This is a genomic window from Streptomyces achromogenes (assembly GCF_030816715.1).
Taxonomy (GTDB): Bacteria; Actinomycetota; Actinomycetes; order Streptomycetales; family Streptomycetaceae; genus Streptomyces; species Streptomyces achromogenes_A.
Genome location: NZ_JAUSYH010000001.1, coordinates 3,474,456 through 3,491,577, shown reverse-complemented (window position 1 = coordinate 3,491,577; position 17,122 = coordinate 3,474,456). Strand labels below are relative to the sequence as shown.

Below are 17,122 nucleotides of genomic sequence, written 5' to 3'. Positions count from 1 at the left end.
ACTCACCGCCATGTCAGGCCGTGACCTGTTCTGTCAGCCCCGCCGTTTCGGCCGCGGGGCCACGCTGACACTGGTGTTCGCGAGCGTCCTCGTCGCCGGTGCGGTGACCGGATCGCTGCCGCGGGGGCCGGGCGACGGGCCGCGGAGCGCCTCGGGCGCCGCACCCGCCACCGCCCCGGCCGGTCACTCGGCGGACGTCGCCCGCGCCGCCGAGGAGGCCGCCGCCGACGGCAAGTCCCCCATGGAGGCCGCCGAGCGGGCCGTCAGCCGCAGCGGGGACCGCTGGGCGGCCGTCTACTCAGAGGGCGAGTACGAGCAGTTCGAGGAGTCCCTCGACGGCCGGTACACCGGCGTGGGTCTGGAGGCGCGGCGCGAGCGGGACGGCCGGATCGAGGTCACCAAGGTGCAGCCGGGGTCGCCCGCGGCCGCCGCCGGGGTCCGCGCGGGCGACCGGCTCCGCGCCGTCGACGGGCGGTCCGTCGACGGCCTCCCGGTCACCGACGTCGTCGCGTTACTGCGCGGTGACGCCGAGGACGCGTCCGCCGGCACCCCCGTCCGGCTCGGGTTGCAGCGCGGCACGCGCGTGTGGACCGAGACCGTGCGGCGGGCGCTGCTGTCCGCGGACTCCGTCACCGTCCGGGAACTCGCCGACCGGGTCACCGTCGTCACCGTCGCCGCCTTCACCAAGGGCGTCGGCAGCGCCGTGCGGGGCGCCGTGCGCCGCGCCCCGGCCGGCGGCAGGATCGTGCTGGACCTGCGCGGCAACTCCGGCGGCCTGGTCACGGAGGCCGTCACCACGGCCTCCGTCTTCCTCGACGGCGGCCTCGTCGCCACCTACGACGTCGACGGCGACCAGCGCGCCCTGCACGCCGAGGCGGGCGGCGACACCCGCAAGCCCCTGGTCGTCCTCGTGGACGGCGGCACGATGAGCGCGGCCGAGCTGCTCACCGGCGCCCTGCAGGACCGGGGCCGGGCGATAGTCGTGGGATCGCGCACCTTCGGCAAGGGCTCCGTGCAGATGCCGCGCCGGCTGCCGGACGGCTCCGTCGCCGAGCTGACCGTCGGGCACTACCGCACCCCCTCCGGCCACGGCGTCGACGGCCATGGCATCACGCCCGACCTGGAGGCGGACGACGGGGCGCTGGGGCGGGCCGAGACCGTGCTGAGCGGACTCGGGGACGCGTCCTGACGACCGCCGTCCCGGATCCGCCCGTAATCGGCTTTCCCTTCGGCCCCTTCCGGATGCGAAAATGGCAGGACTATGAGCAAGGGAATGTACGTACCGAAGGAGTCCCAGCCGAAGCAGGGCGGGGCGGCCGCGTCCGGCAAGGCCAAGGACGGCAAGCGCAAGATCGTCGCGCAGAACAAGAAGGCCCGGCACGACTACGCGATCATCGACGTGTACGAGGCCGGCCTGGTGCTCACCGGCACCGAGGTGAAGTCGCTGCGCCAGGGCCGCGCCTCGCTGACCGACGGCTTCGTGCAGATCGAGGGCGACGAGGCGTGGCTGCACGCCGCGCACATCCCCGAGTACAGCCAGGGCAGCTGGACCAACCACTCCGCGCGCCGCAAGCGCAAGCTGCTCCTGCACCGCGAGGAGATCGACAAGCTCGCCGTGAAGTCCGAGGAGACGGGGCACACGATCGTGCCGCTCGCCCTGTACTTCAAGGACGGCCGGGCCAAGGCCGAGATCGCGCTGGCGCGCGGCAAGAAGGAGTACGACAAGCGGCAGACGTTGCGCGAGCAGCAGGACCGCAGGGAGACGGACCGGGCGATCGCCGCCGTCAAGCGGAGGCAGCGGCACGCCTAGCGGGCGGCCCGCGGGGAATACGGTGGCATCGGCGTGCGTTGGTCACGTACGATGGCACCTGTGCCCCGCAGTGGGCACGGGCCCTCCTCGGAGGGATTTGAAAAATCAACATGGGGATGATCGGTTTCGACAGCGACTGTTGAAGCAGGGGAAGCGTGTCGAGGAAGCGGCAATGATCTCGTAAACCATATGTCGCAAAAAATAATCGCCAATACCAAGAGCGATTCCCAGTCCTACGCCCTCGCTGCCTAATAAGCAGTGAGTGTAGGACCCTTAATGGGTGTCAGCCCGGAAGTGTTCCCGATCCGGATCCTGGCATAATCTAGGGGACTAAACCATTGCGCCCGGTCACGGGGTGCGATGGGAAATCAAACAGTGACTGGGCCCGTCGGCGACTTGTTCGCGTGATCACCGGGGCCGAGAAAATCACAGCGAACTGCACACGGAGAAGCCCTGATTCTGCACCGTTGGACGCGGGTTCGATTCCCGCCATCTCCACTTCATCCCATGTGACATGAAGACCCCGCTCCCTCAGGGAGCGGGGTCTTTTTGCGTGCGGCCGCGCCTGGCGCCCCGGCCTCGACCCCAGCCCCTGCGGCAGCAGCTGTCGGCGCATCCAGGCACCGACGATCGGTTGGTGGCGGTGCGCGGTCAGAAAAGCAGGCAATCCGACATCCATCAAGGTGTACTTTCCGGCCATGCCTGGAGGGGTGCCCCGGTGCGCGCTTCCGTCCGGCCCCTTCGCCCCCTCCCGTCACCGGTGTGACGAAGGGGCTGGTCTCCCCGGCGCTCGCCGCCGGCCTGTGCCGTGCCCGCCGGTTCCCAGGCGCCGGAACGCCGCGCCGACAGCCCGTGCGGGTATGGAAACCAGCCATAGGCATGGGCATGACTTGTGTCCATAAATGACACAACGCGAATGCCGGGCCCATGCCTGCGCTAGGTTCGTGGATCTGAGCGCAATGGGATAAAAGGGGCGCGAGGGCTGGGTGGGGGCCTGGTTCCGTCGACGTGGGCTCGGGGTCGTAGGCGCACCCGGAACAGTTCTGTGGGGGGTAGTGCACACGTGACGAATTGGCGAGAAGAAGCCCAACCGAAGTGGCCCGAGGCCGCATTCCCGACGAGGGACGTGCCGGTCACGGGGGCGGGATCGGCAGGATCTCGGAGCGCTCCCGGGCTCGGGGGGCAGGCCCTGACGCCGACGGCGGGAGGCGGCGGAGGACACGGCTCGCTCATGGACGTACCGCGTGAGAACGGCCTCCCGCCGGCCCCGGCCGTTGCGGACAGGGCGCCCGCAAGCGAACGCCCGATCGATCTCCGGGACCCCTGGGGCGAGAAGCCCGGCGGTCCGGACGGGGAGGGCGCCGATCCCGGCGAGGTGACCGTGCAGCTCGATCCGCTCAAGCAGGGGCGGCCGGACGGCACCGATGCCGCCGGTGACGTCCCGGTCTTCGTCGACGAGTCCGGTCGCCGCAGCCGGACGTTCCGCCGCATCGGCATCTTCGTGGGCATCGCCTGCGGGGCGTACGCCGTCGTCATCGTGGCCGCACTGCTCTCCGGCAACGCCGGCGCGCCCTGGCTGCCGGTACCGGTGCCGGGCCAGGCCGACGACAAGCCGGCGGCCGGCGAGGTGGACAGCTCCTCGGCGCCCGACGACTCCGCCTCCCCGGGTCCCGGGGCGCCGGATTCCGTGCGTCCCGGCGGAACGGGAGCCACGGCTTCCGGGTCCGCCGCCGCACCGGGCAGGCCGGGGGCGAGCAAGGGGCCGGGCGCCTCGGGGAGCGCCGCGCCGACCGGTGCGGCCTCCGCGGCGGTCCGACCCTCGGCGAGCGGGGCCGTCCGGCCCACCGCCGGCCCGACGGCCACCGGGTCCCCGGCGTCGGGTCCGAGCGGCCCGGTGATCGCGCCGCCGGCGTCCACGCCACCGCCTCCGGCCTCCACACCCGCCGAATCCCCCTCGCCGGTCTCGTCCGCGTCCCCGGCCGGCGGAGCCTCCACCACCGTGGCCGGCGGCCCCGCGGAACCGGCCACCTCGCCCCCGGCAGCCTGACAGCCCCGTGAGCACCGCCGCCCGCCGGCGTGCGGGCGGGGCGGAGCCCCGCGGGGAGCGGCGGCCGGAGCCTGAGCGCGGACCCGGGGCAAGGGCGGGAGCGGCGGTCCTGTCCCGCGCGACCGAGGGTTGTGCCGGCCTGGCGTGCCCGGGTCCGGCGCGGCCGCGACGATCCCGCCCGGCCGACTCCCGTCGGCTCCTCATCACCCGCTCGCCCCGTGCCACCACCCGGGGCCCTTCGTCCCTCCCGCTTCCCGCCGTCCGCCGGCGCCCGCAAGCAGTCCCGCTCCGTCCGGCTTTCCGTGTCCGTCCGGCGTCCGCCGCCCGTTCCGCGTCCCGGCCGGCCGTTCGGCCGCCCGCAGTCTGTGCCGCTTCTCGCTCCCGCCTTCCCGCTCCCGTTTCTCGCCGCGCGCCCGGGCCCGGTCGTCCGACCCGGCCGTCAGGCCGGCGCGGCCCGATACCGCCGCCCGGCGGGGCGGCGCGAAACCCTCGTCCGACTCTCGTCCCCGGAGAACCAGCTCTCATGGCACCACACACCAGCCGGCGTTCGGCCCGACAATCCGCCGTCAGGCATTCCGCGCACGCGTCGGGCGGCCGGACCGCCTCCGTCGCCGCCTCACCCGGAGGTGAGCCGGGCGGTGGTCGAAAGGCCGGCCGGCGGTCCGGCGCACGGCGCGGCCGGGCCGCCGGCGGCCCCGCGCACGGTGCTGCCCCGCCGTCCGGACGGCGCCGTCTGATGCCGCCCCTCAGGCTGCGCCGGCTGCTGCCGCTGCTCGTGCTCGTCGCGATGATGGCGATGCTGATGCTGCGCGGCTATGTGCACAGCGAGATCCTCGCCGACCACCGCATCCGCCCCGAGGCGGCCGCCCGCACGGTGCCCGAGAAGATCCTCGACGGCGGCCCGGTCGTCGACACCCGCGGCGGACAGGAGACCAGCCTGCAGGTGCCGGACCACCGGATCGTGCTCACCTTCGACGACGGGCCCGACCCCACGTGGACCCCCGAAGTCCTGGACGTCCTGAAGAAGCACCACGTGCACGCCGTCTTCTTCATCACCGGCACCATGGCCTCCCGTTACCCCGACCTGGTCCGGCGGATGGTGGACGAGGGCCACGAGATCGGCCTGCACACCTTCAACCACCCCGACCTCTCCTACCAGTCGAAGAAGCGCATCGACTGGGAGCTCACCCAGAACCAGCTGGCCCTGGCGGGCGCCGCCGGCATCCGGACCTCCCTCTTCCGGCCGCCGTACTCCTCCAGCGCGGACGCCCTCGACGACGACTCCTGGCCGGTCACCCGTTATGTCGGGACGCGCGGCTACCTCACGGTCTTCACCACCGCCGACAGCGAGGACTGGCGGCGGCCGGGCGTGCGGCAGATCGTCCGCAACGCCACGCCCAAGGACGGAAAGGGCGCCATCGTCCTGATGCACGACTCCGGCGGCGACCGCCGGCAGACCGTCCAGGCCCTCGACGTCTACCTCCCCGAACTCAAGGCGAAGGGCTACGCGTTCGAGAACCTCACCGAGGCCCTGAAGGCGCCCAGCGCGCACACCCCGGTCACCGGGACCGACCTGTGGAAGGGCAAGGCCTGGGTCTTCCTGGTCGGGGCCTCCGACGACATGACCGCCGTCCTGGTCGTCGGTCTCGCCGTCATCGGCGTCCTGGTCTTCGCCCGTTTCGGGCTGATGCTGCTGCTCTCCGCGATCCACACCCGCCGTACCCGCCGCAAGGACTTCGTCTGGGGTCCCGACGCGCCCGTCACCGAACCGGTCTCGGTGCTCGTCCCGGCCTACAACGAGGCCAAGTGCATCGAGAACACGGTGCGTTCGCTGATGGAGAGCGAGCATCCGATCGAGATCCTGGTGGTCGACGACGGCTCCAGCGACGGCACCGCCCGCATCGTCGAGGACCTGCGGCTGCCCGGCGTCCGCGTGGTGCGCCAGCTCAATGCGGGCAAACCCGCCGCCCTCAACCGGGGCATCGCCAACGCCCGGCACGACCTCATCGTCATGATGGACGGCGACACGGTCTTCGAGCCGTCCACGGTCCGCGAGCTCGTCCAGCCGTTCGCCGACCCGAAGGTCGGCGCGGTCGCCGGCAACGCCAAGGTCGGCAACAAGGACACCCTCATCGGGGCCTGGCAGCACATCGAGTACGTGATGGGCTTCAACCTCGACCGCCGCATGTACGACGTCCTGCGCTGCATGCCCACCATCCCGGGAGCCGTCGGGGCGTTCCGCCGCAGCGCGCTCGACCGCGTCGGCGGCATGAGCGACGACACCCTCGCCGAGGACACCGACATCACCATGGCCATCCACCGGGACGGCTGGCACGTCGTGTACGCGGAGAAGGCACGCGCCTGGACCGAGGCCCCGGAGTCCGTCCAGCAGTTGTGGTCCCAGCGCTACCGCTGGTGCTACGGCACCATGCAGGCGATCTGGAAGCACCGCCGAGCGCTCGTCGAGCGCGGACCCTCGGGCCGCTTCGGGCGGGTGGGCCTCCCGCTCGTCTCCCTCTTCATGGTCGTCGCCCCGCTCCTCGCGCCCCTCATCGACCTGTTCCTCGTCTACGGCCTGCTGTTCGGTCCGACCGGCCAGACGATCGCGGCCTGGTTCGGCGTGCTCGCCGTCCAGGCGGGCTGCGCGGCCTACGCGTTCGTCCTCGACCGCGAGCGGCTGACCCCGCTGATCTCCCTCCCGCTCCAGCAACTGCTCTACCGCCAGCTGATGTACATCGTGCTGCTCCAGTCCTGGATCACCGCGCTCACCGGCGGCCGGCTGCGCTGGCAGAAACTGCGCCGCAAGGGGCAGGTGGCCGCCCCGCCGGGCGCGGTGGCGCCGGGCGCGAGCCTGGACGGGGGTGCGGTCCGATGAGCACCGAGCCGAGGACGGAGCCGAGCGGCCGGCCGGGCAGCCGGCCGGCGGACGACCGGCCGGCGGACCGTACGGCGGACAGTACGGCGCGGCTGCCTCAACTGACCGAGCATTCCGAGCAGCCCGGGCTGTCCGAGCAGCCCGGGCTGTCCGGCCGGTCCGGGAAGCCCGGACTGCCCGGGCAGCCGGATGCGGCGGCGGGTGCGGAGGCGAAGAGGAAGAGCGGCGGACGTGACCGCTACTTCGACCTCCTGCGGGCGATCGCCCTCTTCCGTGTCGTCCTCTACCACCTGATGGGCTGGGCCTGGCTCCCCGTCGTGTTCCCCTCGATGGGCGTGATGTTCGCGCTCGCCGGCAACCTGATGGCCCGCTCGCTCACCCGGCGCCCCGCGCTGGAGGTCGTGCGCGGACGCATGCGCCGCCTGCTGCCGCCGATGTGGCTGCTGGGCGCGGTCGGCGTGACGGGCATGCTGGCCGCGGGGTGGGGCCCGGACGAGGAAGGGCACCCCGGCTGGTGGTGGACGCACCTCGCCTACTGGGTCCTCCCGCTGAGCGACCCGCCGTACGGAGAGTCCCTGCCGGGCGTGCAGCACCTGATCGGCGACGACTGGGCCACCGACATGGGTGTGCCCCTGTGGTACCTCCGCGCCTACCTCTGGTTCGTCCTGCTCTCCCCGCTCCTGCTGCGCGCCCTGCGCCGGCTGCCCTGGCCGACCATTCTCGCGCCGGTCGCGCTGTCCGCCGCGCTGGAGTTCGGCGCGCTGTCGCTGCCGGGCTGGCGGTTGCAGGCCGGCCTCACCGACCTCGGCACGTTCGGCGCGTGCTGGCTGCTGGGCATGGCGCACCAGGAGGGTGTTCTGCGCCGGCTGCCCCGCTATGTGGTGCCGTCGCTGGCCCCTGCGGTGGCGGCGACCGGTCTCTGGTACGCCCTCGGCCAACAGCTCAGGGAGGGCCACGACCTCGACGACATGCCGTTCGCGCAGACGCTGTGGTCCTTCGCCGCGGTGCTGCTGCTCCTGCACATCAGCCCGTCCTGGACCGAGTGGCCGGCCCGGCTGCGCCGCTGGGACCGGGTGATCACCCTGCTCAACTCCCGTGCGGTGACGATCTATCTCTGGCACAACGTGTGCATCGGCGTCGTCGAGGCCCTGTGGGACCGGCTGTGGGCCTTTCCTTGGCTGGAGAGCGACGCCCCCTGGGTCCTGGAGAGCCCGTGGCCCCAGCTGCCGTTCGTCTGGCTCCTCACGGCGGCCTGCGTCGTCTGCTTCGGCTGGGTCGAGGATTTGGCGGCCCGCCGCAGGCCCCGTCTGTGGCCGGACGGACGCGTCGGGGCGCACCGGGCGTGACCCGGGGATGTGTTCCGCCCTCGTTCCTCCGCCGGACCGGGGGCCGGAGGAGGGTTCGGACGGAGGTCCGCAGGGGGTAGGGGGCAGGTCGAGCGGGTCGGCTGCCGATCACCGGGGCCGCGGGCGTGTGGAAGACTGCCCGCGTTGCGCGAGTGAACAGTCGTTCGGCTGGTGGGGGAGTGAGTGCCGGTGAGCAAGCGGCAGATGCGAAGCATGCTGAAGTCGATGGCGGGAGGCGGGCCCGTCGAGCTCACCAGTCCTCTGGCCTCGGTGAAGAAGCTGGCCCGGCTCGCCTTCGTGGCCCAGCAGTTCGGGTACGAGTACGCGGACGCCGGGCACGGCGGCTCGCAGGGCAACGCGCTGAAGCTGTTGATCGTCCCCGATCCCAGCCCGCAGGCACGCGCGCGTGCCGCGCAGAACTGGGCGCAGTACCCGAACGCGCACGACGGCTTCTCCCTGCCGCCGCTGGTCCCGGACGCCTTCGAACTCCTGAAGACCCGCATCACCTTCGACCTCACCGGCAGGCAGGCCGAGAAGCGGGTGGGGTACGGCGCGCTGGGCGCCACCGCGGGCTGTGCGGTCCTCGGGGTACGGCTCGGCGGCACGGGCGCCGACTTCGGCGTCGCCGCCGCCGTCTGGGTCGTCCTCATGGCCGTCTGCGGCGCCGGCTTCGCCGTCAACCGGCGTCGCAACGCCGCGTCCGGCGCCCGGCTGAAGGCCGCCGGCTTCGCCCCGGTGACCGACGCGACGGGCCGCCTGCGGTACCTGCCCCCGGGAGTGGGAGCGGGAGCGGGAACGGGGGCCGGTCAGGGCCGGAACCCCTACGGCGCCGGACTCCCGGCCCAGGCACCGCCCCAGGCGCCCGCCCACGCCCCGGCCCAGCCTCCGTACGTTCCGTACGGCACCGCCCCGGCCGCCGCCCCCGGGTACGGCTACCCGCAGACGTACCCGCAGGCCCAGCCCGGCCCTTACGCGCAGGCCCAGCCCCAGCCCGGCGCATACGCCCAGCCCCAGCCCGGCGCATACCCGGACCCCCACCCCCAGCCCGGCGCGTACGCGCAGCCCCACCCCCACGCCCAGCCGCACCCCCAGCCCACCCCTTACGCCCAGCCCCAGCCGTACCCCCCGCAGTACCCGCACTCTCCCCAGGCCTCCCAGGCCCCTCAGGCCGCCCGAGCCCCCCAGGCCCCGTCGTACCCGCAGGCCCAGCCGCCCGCCCCCTATGGCCCGCCGCCCCAGGGCTGAGGCCTTTCCGCGACCTCTCACCGGGCGTCCGCGCAAGGTGAGAGCAACGTTCCTTTCCGGTCACCCACAGCCACAGCCCGGAAACGCGCTCTCCCTACCTTCGGGAGTCATCACCGCTCATCCCCCCGGACCATCCGAGCCCGGAGCACGTGGAGGCGTCATGACAGCCCCGAGTACAGCCCCCGCACCGCCGTCCCCCGCCAAGAAGGGGGGCCGCTGGATCGAGGAGTGGGACCCGGAGAACGAGGCCTTCTGGAACGAGAAGGGCGAGAAGATCGCCCGCCGTAACCTCCTCTTCTCCGTCCTGTCCGAGCACATCGGTTTCTCGATCTGGACGATGTGGTCCGTGCTGGTGCTCTTCATGGGCCCCGAGTACGGCCTCACCCCCGCCGACAAGTTCCTGCTGACGTCGATGGTGACGCTGGTCGGAGCGGTGGTGCGGGTGCCGTACACCTTCGCCGTCGCGATCTTCGGCGGCCGGAACTGGACGATCGTCTCCGCCGCCCTGCTGCTGGTCCCCACGGTCGCCGCCTTCACGGTGATGGAGCCCGGGACCTCCTTCAACACCTTCCTGCTGGTCGGCCTGATCGCGGGCATCGGCGGCGGCAACTTCGCCTCCTCCATGACCAACATCAACGCCTTCTTCCCGCTCCGCAAGAAGGGCTGGGCGCTCGGGCTCAACGCCGGCGGCGGCAACATCGGCGTGCCGGTCCTCCAGCTGATCGGCCTCGCCGTCATCGGCGCGAGCGGCGGCCCGCGCGTGCTGCTCGGGATCTACATTCCGCTGATCGTGCTGGCCGCCACCCTGGCCGCGCTGTTCATGGACAACCTGGCGTCCGTGAAGAACGACACCGGCGCCGCGATCGACTCCGCGAAGGACGCCCACACCTGGATCATGTCCTTCCTGTACGTGGGCACGTTCGGGTCGTTCATCGGCTACAGCTTCGCCTTCGGGCAGGTCCTGACGAACCAGTTCGGCCGGACGCCCCTCCAGGCGGCCTACCTCACCTTCATCGGCCCGCTGCTCGGCTCGCTCATCCGCCCGGTCGGCGGCTGGCTGGCCGACAAGTACGGCGGCGCGAGGATCACGCTCTACAACTACGTGGGGATGGCCGCCGCGACCGGCGTCCTGGTCTTCGCCAGCATGCAGAAGTCGCTCGTACTCTTCGTCACCGCCTTCGTGGTGCTGTTCGTGCTCAGCGGCCTCGGCAACGGATCGACGTACAAGATGATCCCCGGCATCTTCCAGGCCAAGGCCGTCGCGAAGGGCCTGGAGGGCGAGGCCGCGGCCGCCTACGGCCGGCGGCTGTCCGGCGCCTCCATGGGGCTGATCGGTGCGGTCGGCGCGCTCGGCGGCGTCGGCATCAACCTGGCCTTCCGGCAGTCGTTCCTCTCCTACGGCTCCGGCACCGGCGCCTTCGTGGCCTTCCTCGCCTTCTACGCCGCCTGCTTCGCGGTCACCTGGGCCGTATACCTTCGCCGCCCGGCCGGCCGGGTGACCGCCACCGGCTCGACATCCGAGGCGAAGCCGCAGCTCAGCTATGCCGAGGTGTGACGTAACACGGGCGACATGAAGCCGAACCGAGCCTGTCACGCACCGTTGACAGGCTCGTCGGCATGTAGGTCCAACGCGACGTGACTGCGGGACGAGAGCTATGCACCAGGAACAGCAACAACCGGCCACCGGCCATCGGGGCGCCGTCGAACACGGGCCTCTCGCGGGCTTCACCGTGGGCGTGACGGCCGCGCGACGGGCCGAGGAGCTCGGCGCGCTGCTCCAGCGGCGCGGGGCGGTGGTGCTGCACGCGCCCGCCCTGCGGATCGTGCCGCTCGCCGACGACGGCGAGCTGCTCTCCGCCACCAAGGAGCTCATCGACCAGGCCCCCGACGTCGTGGTCGCCACCACCGCCATCGGCTTCCGCGGCTGGGTCGAGGCCGCCGACGGCTGGGGACTGGGCGAGCAGCTGCTCGCCCGGCTCGGCGGCGTGGAGCTGCTCGCCCGCGGCCCCAAGGTGAAGGGCGCCGTGCGGGCCGCCGGGCTGACGGAGGCGTGGTCGCCGTCCAGCGAGTCCATGGCCGAGGTGCTCGACCGGCTGCTGGAGGAGGGCGTCGAGGGGCGCCGGGTCGCCGTCCAGCTGCACGGCGAACCGCTGCCCGGGTTCGTGGAGTCGCTGCGGGCGGCGGGCGCCGAGGTGGTGGGGGTGCCCGTCTACCGGTGGATGCCGCCGGAGGACATCTCGCCGCTCGACCGGCTCATCGACGCCGCCGTCACGCGCGGACTGGACGCGATCACCTTCACCAGCGCGCCCGCGGCCGTCTCGCTGTTCTCACGGGCGGAGGAGCGCGGGCTGCTGTCCGAGCTGCTCACCGCCCTGCACCACGACGTGCTGCCGGCGTGCGTCGGCCCCGTCACCGCGCTGCCGCTGCAGGCGCGCGGCGTGGACACCATCCAGCCGGAGCGGTTCCGGCTCGGGCCACTCGTGCAGCTGCTCTGCCAGGAGCTGCCGACGCGGGCCCGGGCGCTGCCGCTCGCCGGTCACCGGGTGGAGATCCGGGGCCATGCGGTGCTGGTGGACGGGGCGCTGCGGCCGGTGCCGCCGGCCGGGATGTCGCTGCTGCGGGCGCTGTCGCGGCGGCCGGGGTGGGTGGTGCCGCGGTCCGATCTGCTGCGGGCGCTGCCCGGCGCGGGACGGGACGAGCACGCCGTCGAGACGGCGATGGCCCGGCTGCGGACGGCTCTCGGCGCACCCAAACTGATCCAGACCGTGGTCAAGCGCGGGTACCGGCTGGCACTCGATCCGGCCGCGGACGCCAAGTACGCGGACGCCTGAGCGGTTTGCCCGCCCCGGGGCCGCAACTGCCCCGGGCAGTGCCCCGGACGGGCTGGTTATCGGCTTCCCGCGCTGGCACTGTGAGGGGAAGGGTTCTTCCGGGAGAACGCCCAAGGCGGTGGCGCATGGCACTGGGGACGGTCACGGACTTCCACGAGCTGCGGTTCGACGCCGGGCGGTGTTGTCTCGACCTGCTGGCGACCAGTCACCCCCAGGAACATCTCGACGGTGTCGCGCCGTTGTGCGCGTGGATCCGCGGCTGCGGACTCGTCCCGCCGGGCACCCCGCTGAACCACGCCGACCCTTCCTGGCCGCCGGCCTTCAGGGAACTGCGGCGCAATGTAGGACAGTTGGTGCACGGGTGGCTGGCGCATACCGCCGCCGCTCCCCACGACCTCGCGCTGGCCCGGGTCAACGACGCCGCCCGGGTCGCGCCGCCCGTCCCTCGTGCCGTGCGCGGCGCGGACGGCGCGCTGGTGCGCGAGTTGGACCGGCCGCCGGGCTGCGCCGCGCTGCTCGCCGCGGTCGCCCTGGACACGGTGGAACTGCTCACCGATCCGGTCGCCCGGGCCGGGCTGCGGCAGTGCGCGGGGGACAACTGCCCGATCGTGTACGTCGACACCTCCCGAGGGCGTCGCCGGCGCTGGTGCTCCAGCGAGGTCTGCGGGAACCGGGAACGGGTCGCACGGCACCGCAGGCGCGCCGCGCTCGCGCGCGCCTGAGGGTCCGTCGGGCGGCCGTGCGGCCGCGCCCCGGGTGACCGTCCGCCAACTGCCCTGCCGGGTATGCGGCTTTCGTGGAGCCGCGGCCTGGCGGTTGTCGAAGTGATTTCGATTACACACCGTTTACCCGCGGCGGCCGACGGGCAGGCGGCGCGATCTTGTCGGTGTGGCGGATTTGTAAAGAAAAGACGGTGGGAATGTGCCGCCATGTCCCCCTCGTCATGACACCCGGAAGAAAAGTGTCCCCACGGTTTGAACGCTCAACACCCCCCTTGCGTACCCGTCGTCGAGCGACCGAACGGGGGATCCCCCGGACACCGGAGGTGGGCGTGCGCAAAGATGCGGCCGTGGCCAATGAACGTGGATCGAGGGCCCGACATCGCATGTCCCAGCCCTCGGAACCTGACGAGGAGCTGATGCGTGCTCTGTATCGGGAGCATGCCGGACCCCTGCTTGCGTATGTCCTGCGCCTGGTTGCCGGAGATCGGCAGCGTGCCGAGGACGTCGTGCAGGAGACGCTCATCCGTGCCTGGAAGAACGCCGGTCAGCTCAATCGGGCGACCGGATCGGTACGCCCCTGGCTGGTGACGGTCGCACGTCGCATCGTCATCGACGGCCACCGCAGCCGGCAGGCCCGGCCGCAGGAGGTCGACCCGTCGCCGCTGGAGGTCATTCCTGCGGAGGACGAGATCGACAAGGCGCTGTGGCTGATGACGCTGTCCGACGCGCTCGACGACCTGACCCCGGCCCACCGGGAGGTGCTCGTCGAGACGTACTTCAAGGGGCGTACCGTCAACGAGGCGGCCGAGACGCTCGGCATACCCAGCGGCACCGTGCGCTCACGGGTGTTCTACGCCCTGCGGTCGATGAAGCTGGCTCTGGAGGAGCGGGGGGTGACGGCGTGATGAGCATTTACGGGGGGTTCGGAGCAGGTGGGCCGGGTATGTCTGGCCCCATGCAGGGATCTGTGGGATCTCCGAGCCCGAGCGAACACGAGACCGTCGGCGCCTACGCCCTCGGCATCCTCGACGACGCCGAGGCGACCGCCTTCGAGGCGCATCTCGCCGGCTGTGAATGGTGCGCCCAGCAGCTCGACGAGCTGGCCGGGATGGAGCCGATGCTGGCCGCGCTCGCGGACCTGCCCGGTTCCGGCACCCCGGCGATCGGCGACTCCCTGTCCGCCCGTCCCAGCCCGCGCCTCGCCGAGCGGCTGGTCGACGAGATCTCCGAGCGCCGCGCGCTCAAGCGCCGCCGTTCCTTCTTCCTGGTGGCGGCCGCGGCCGCGCTGATCATCGGCGGTCCCCTCACGGTGCTGGCCGCGACCGGCGGCGACGGCGGGAGCAAGGGCGTCCAGGCGGGCTCCACCAAGTCCGCGAACTCCGCCAAGGACGCCTTCGACGCGCTCGCCCAGCGGGTCTCCGCGACCGACTCCGCCAGCAAGGTCTCCGCGACCGTCGCCATGGGCGAGAAGGCGTGGGGCACGGAGATCGGCGTCGAGCTGAAGAACGTCAAGGGTCCGGAGAAGTGCTCGCTGATCGCCGTCGGCAAGAACGGCGAGCGCGAGACGGTCTCCTCCTGGTCGGTCCCCGACTGGGGCTACGGCCTCCCCGGCGCCAAGACCGAACAGGCCAAGAACCCGCTCTACGTGTCGGGCGGCGCGGCCTTCAAGACCAACGAGATCGACCACTTCGAGGTCATGACCTTCGACGGCAAGAAGCTCGTCCAGGTCGACGCGTAGGCACGCATGGCTTCGAGGGCCCCCTTCGCGTACGGTTGACGGCTGCCCAGCACGTCAGAAGGGGGCCCGGTGGCCGCTCAGGCACAGCAGGAGACCTTGGTCGGATCGGTCGACGAAGCCGCGCAGGATTCCGTGGGGGATTCGGTGCGGGACCGAGAGATCAGCGTCGAACAGGTACACCTCGACCGGGTGTACCGCCGCCTCGAGGAGAAGATCCACGAGGCCGAGTTCCTCATGAACGACGCGGCCCAGCGGGGCCAGGTCGGCACGCCCGGGGCTCTCGCCGAACGGGACGCCCAGGTCTTCCGGGCCGGCGTCCACCTCAACCGGCTCAACAACGAGTTCGAGGACTTCCTTTTCGGGCGGATCGACCTGCTGCTCGGCAAGGACGGCAAGAAGGGCCCGGACGGCGCCTACACCGCCGTCGAGCCCGCCGAGGGCGCCGTCCGCCCCGACAACACGGCCGACATCGCCGAGACGCTGCACATCGGCCGGATCGGCGTCCTCGACTCCGAGTACGCGCCGCTGGTCATCGACTGGCGGGCGCCCGCGGCCGCCCCGTTCTACCGCTCCACCCCCGTCGACCCGGGGCGCGTCGTGCGCCGCCGGGTCATCCGCTCCAAGGGACGGCGCGTCCTCGGCGTCGAGGACGACCTGATGCGTCCCGAGCTGCGGGCGACCCTGGACGGCGGCGAACTGCCCGTCATCGGCGACGGCGCCCTCATGGCCGCCCTCGGCCAGGCCCGCAGCCACACCATGCGCGACATCGTCGCCTCCATCCAGGCCGAGCAGGACCTCGTCATCCGCGCCCCCGCCGCCTCCGTCACGTACGTCGAGGGCGGGCCGGGAACCGGGAAGACCGCCGTCGCGCTGCACCGCGCCGCCTATCTGCTCTACCAGGACCGGCGCCGGTACTCCGGCGGCATCCTGATCGTCTCGCCCACGCCCCTGCTGGTGGCGTACACCGAGGGCGTGCTCCCGTCCCTCGGCGAGGAGGGCCAGGTCGCCATCCGCGCCATCGGCTCCCTCGTCGACGGCGCCGAGGCCACCGTGTACGACTCCCCGGCGGTGGCCCGGGCCAAGGGGTCGTACAGGATGCTGAAGGTGCTGCGCAAAGCCGCCCGCGGCGCCCTGGAGAACGGCGACGGCGGGGGTCGCGGCGCGACGCGGCCGACACAGCTCGGCTTCGACGGGCTCGATGGGCCCGACGAGCCGGAGGAGACCCCCGCGCCCGCGACGACGCCCAGTCGGCTGCGCGTCGTCGCGTTCGGCCGCCGGCTGGAGCTGGAGGCCTCCGACCTCCAGCGAATCCGGCACAACGCGCTCAGCGGCACCGCCCCGGTGAACCTCCTGCGCCCCCGCGCCCGCAAGCTGCTGCTGGACGCCCTGTGGGAGCGCTCGGGCGCGTCCGGTCGGCACAGCGACCCGGAACTCGCCGCCGAGCTGCGCTCCTCCTTCGACGAGGACGTCAGCACCGAGGACGCCTTCATCGCCTTCCTCGACGCCTGGTGGCCCGAGCTCACCCCGCAGGCCGTCCTGCGGGCCATGGCCGACGAACGGCGGCTGGGCCGCTGGGCCCGCCGGATCCTCAACCCCGGCGAGGTCCGCAAGGTCGCCCGCTCCCTCAAGCGGGACGGGCTCTCCGTGCACGACATCGCCATGCTCGACGAGCTCCAGGCGGTCCTCGGCGCCCCGGCCCGCCCCCGCAAGAGACGCGAGCTCGACCCGCTGGACCAGCTCACCGGCCTCGAGGAGCTGATGCCGACACGCGAGGAGACCCAGCGCGAGCGCGCCGAGCGGCTCGCGCAGGAGCGCACCGAGTACGCGCACGTCATCGTCGACGAGGCGCAGGACCTCACCCCGATGCAGTGGCGCATGGTCGGCCGCCGCGGCCGGCACGCCACCTGGACGGTCGTCGGCGACCCGGCCCAGTCCTCCTGGTCCGACCCCGACGAGGCCGCCGAGGCACGCGACGAGGCCCTCGGCACCCGCCCCCGCCGCCGCTTCCAGCTGACGGTGAACTACCGCAACCCGGCCGAGATCGCCGAACTGGCCGCCAGGGTGCTGGCCCTGGCCATGCCCGGCGCCGAGTCCCCGTCGGCGGTCAGGTCGACGGGTGTCGTGCCCCGCTTCACGGCCGCCCGCGGCTCCCTGGCGCCGACCGTGCGCGCGGAGGCCGAACGGCTCCTCGCGCGCGTGGACGGCACCGTCGGCGTCGTCGTCGCCATGAACCGCCGTGAGGAGGCCAGACGCTGGCTGGCCGGTCTCGGGGACCGCGTGGTGGCGCTCGGCAGCCTGGAGGCCAAGGGCCTGGAGTACGACGCCACGGTCGTCGTCTCGCCGGCGGAGATCGCCGACGAGTCGCCGGCCGGCCTGCGGGTGCTGTACGTCGCCCTCACCCGGGCGACGCAGCAGCTCACGGTGGTGTCCGGGGAACGGGACGAGCCGGACGCCCACGGGGTGCCGGACCTTCTGCGGGACTGATCGAGGTGAACTGCCCGCACGGGA

General features: G+C 72.6%; 12 protein-coding genes and 1 other RNA gene. All 13 read left to right on the top strand.

Annotated elements, in window-relative coordinates; all coding sequences use genetic code 11:
• The first annotated feature begins 10 nt into the window (after positions 1 to 10).
• The 13 genes from QF032_RS15665 to QF032_RS15605 all read left to right on the top strand — a co-directional run bounded on the left by QF032_RS15665 (position 11) and on the right by QF032_RS15605 (position 17,098).
• Positions 11 to 1,189, top strand: coding sequence for a S41 family peptidase (locus tag QF032_RS15665; RefSeq protein WP_307043387.1), 1,179 nt, complete (start codon positions 11 to 13; stop codon positions 1,187 to 1,189).
• A gap of 72 nt (positions 1,190 to 1,261) precedes the next feature.
• Positions 1,262 to 1,810: an SsrA-binding protein SmpB gene (gene smpB, locus QF032_RS15660; protein WP_107443699.1), complete on the top strand. Its 549-nt coding sequence runs from the start codon at positions 1,262 to 1,264 to the stop codon at positions 1,808 to 1,810.
• A 112-nt stretch (positions 1,811 to 1,922) separates the two neighbouring features.
• Positions 1,923 to 2,311: a transfer-messenger RNA gene (gene ssrA, locus QF032_RS15655) on the top strand.
• A 730-nt stretch (positions 2,312 to 3,041) separates the two neighbouring features.
• Positions 3,042 to 3,857 carry a hypothetical protein gene (locus tag QF032_RS15650; RefSeq protein WP_307056256.1) on the top strand — a complete coding sequence of 272 codons (816 nt, stop codon included), beginning with the start codon at positions 3,042 to 3,044 and terminating at the stop codon, positions 3,855 to 3,857.
• 736 nt (positions 3,858 to 4,593) lie between these two features.
• Complete coding sequence (locus QF032_RS15645) at positions 4,594 to 6,732, top strand: polysaccharide deacetylase family protein (protein WP_307056255.1); 2,139 nt, start codon at positions 4,594 to 4,596, stop codon at positions 6,730 to 6,732.
• The gene (locus QF032_RS15640) at positions 6,729 to 8,078 is read left to right on the top strand and encodes an acyltransferase family protein (RefSeq protein ID WP_307056254.1); all 1,350 of its coding nucleotides are present in this window, start codon (positions 6,729 to 6,731) and stop codon (positions 8,076 to 8,078) included. Before QF032_RS15645 ends, QF032_RS15640 begins: the two co-directional genes overlap by 4 nt.
• Positions 8,079 to 8,291: 213 nt before the next feature.
• Entirely contained in the window at positions 8,292 to 9,323 is a 1,032-nt protein-coding gene (locus tag QF032_RS15635) for a hypothetical protein (RefSeq protein WP_307060273.1), read from the top strand.
• A 160-nt stretch (positions 9,324 to 9,483) separates the two neighbouring features.
• A complete protein-coding gene (locus tag QF032_RS15630; protein WP_307043373.1) occupies positions 9,484 to 10,878 on the top strand; it encodes a nitrate/nitrite transporter in 1,395 nt (464 codons plus the stop codon).
• Between the two features lie 100 nt (positions 10,879 to 10,978).
• The gene (locus QF032_RS15625) at positions 10,979 to 12,154 is read left to right on the top strand and encodes a uroporphyrinogen-III synthase (protein WP_307056253.1); all 1,176 of its coding nucleotides are present in this window, start codon (positions 10,979 to 10,981) and stop codon (positions 12,152 to 12,154) included.
• Positions 12,155 to 12,279: 125 nt separating this feature from the next.
• A complete protein-coding gene (locus QF032_RS15620) occupies positions 12,280 to 12,876 on the top strand; it encodes a CGNR zinc finger domain-containing protein (protein WP_307043369.1) in 597 nt (198 codons plus the stop codon).
• 383 nt (positions 12,877 to 13,259) lie between these two features.
• Positions 13,260 to 13,781: a sigma-70 family RNA polymerase sigma factor gene (locus QF032_RS15615; protein WP_010039908.1), complete on the top strand. Its 522-nt coding sequence runs from the start codon at positions 13,260 to 13,262 to the stop codon at positions 13,779 to 13,781.
• Positions 13,782 to 13,831: 50 nt separating this feature from the next.
• On the top strand, positions 13,832 to 14,614 hold the full coding sequence (locus QF032_RS15610; RefSeq protein WP_307043368.1) for an anti-sigma factor family protein: 783 nt from the start codon (positions 13,832 to 13,834) through the stop codon (positions 14,612 to 14,614).
• Between the two features lie 69 nt (positions 14,615 to 14,683).
• On the top strand, positions 14,684 to 17,098 hold the full coding sequence (locus QF032_RS15605; protein ID WP_307043366.1) for a HelD family protein: 2,415 nt from the start codon (positions 14,684 to 14,686) through the stop codon (positions 17,096 to 17,098).
• The last annotated feature ends 24 nt before the right edge of the window (positions 17,099 to 17,122 follow it).